Source organism: Marinomonas aquimarina (assembly GCF_900089755.1).
Lineage (GTDB): Bacteria > Pseudomonadota > Gammaproteobacteria > Pseudomonadales > Marinomonadaceae > Marinomonas > Marinomonas aquimarina.
In genome coordinates this window covers 1-1,175 of record NZ_FLOC01000046.1, presented here as the reverse complement: position 1 = coordinate 1,175, position 1,175 = coordinate 1, and the positions used below count along the sequence as shown (strand labels likewise).

Below are 1,175 nucleotides of genomic sequence, written 5' to 3'. Positions count from 1 at the left end.
CCGTTATTAAATTGATGCGGCCTGCGCCAGTTATAATAATTCATAAGATAAAAACTGAGATCTCGTCTTGCTTCACTTTGAGTCATGTATCCAGTTGCTGGTACCCACTCCGTCTTTAAGCTTCTGAAGACTCTTTCCATCGGGGCGTTATCCCAACAATTACCACGACGACTCATGCTCTGTTTCATGCGATAGCGCCATAATCGTTGCCTAAATTTACGGCTTGAATATTGGCTGCCTTGGTCTGAATGGAACATCACATTATTTGGTCGTCCACGTTGTTCATAGGCCATGTCTAAAGCCTTAATGACAAGCTCTGCATCAGGCTTTGGTGAGAGCGCCCAACCGACAACACAACGACGATATAAATCTAAAACAACCGCTAAGTAGTGCCAGCTACCGCCAGCCCAGACATAAGTAATATCTCCGCACCACACTTGATTGACGCCGCTGACATTGAATTCTCGATTCAAATGGTTGGGTATATCAAGGCGCTCATCTCCTGTTTTCTTATAGCGATGAGCACCTGGCTGTTTACTGTATAAGTTCGCTTCCTTCATTAAACGTCTTACTTTGAAGCGCCCTACAGTGTGACCCTTATCCTGCAACATACTTTGTAAAGATCGGCTTCCTGCTGCTCCGCGGCTATCAGAGAAAAGCTTCTTCACTAAACTCCGTTGCTCCAAGCGTTCAGCATTGATCTTATTTTTAAGACTGCGATGGTCGTAGTAACTACTGCTCGGCACATCAAACACCTTACAAAGCAGCTCTACCGGTTCATGCTCCCTTAACTTATTAATTAACGCGTACGTTCCAGCTCGTCCGACATTAAGAGAGCTGTAGCCTTTTTTAGAATGGCTTTTTCCCTCTCAAGACGATTAATTCTGGCTTCAAGCTCTTGTATGCGTTGCTGCTCTGGCGTTAGGGCTTTGGCTTCTGGCGTGATACCGCCTCGTTCAGTTTTGAGCTGATCAATCCAGCGTCGAAGAGCCGTTTCACCGACACCTAATGACCTGCAGGCTTCGGTTACGCTGTAACCTTGATCAAGCACTAAGCAGGCTGCTTCATGCTTAAACTCTGTTGAAAATGTACGACGTTGTTTTGTCATTGGACACCTCTTTTGATGTGGCTATATTACCACCTTAAATGGTGTCCGGTTTTATTAGACCACTACA

The 1,175-nt window shown here is 45.3% G+C and carries 1 protein-coding gene; it reads right to left on the bottom strand.

Annotation, left to right across the window (positions count from 1 at the left end):
- Window positions 1-1,108, bottom strand: a protein-coding gene (locus MAQ5080_RS17150) for an IS3 family transposase (RefSeq protein WP_156496611.1) whose coding sequence is annotated in 2 segments (ribosomal slippage) — window positions 1-853 and window positions 853-1,108 — 1,109 coding nt annotated over the 2 segments. Because the reading frame shifts where the segments join, the coding sequence is not laid out codon by codon here. This gene is flagged as partial in the annotation.
- Between the last annotated feature and the right edge of the window lie 67 nt (window positions 1,109-1,175).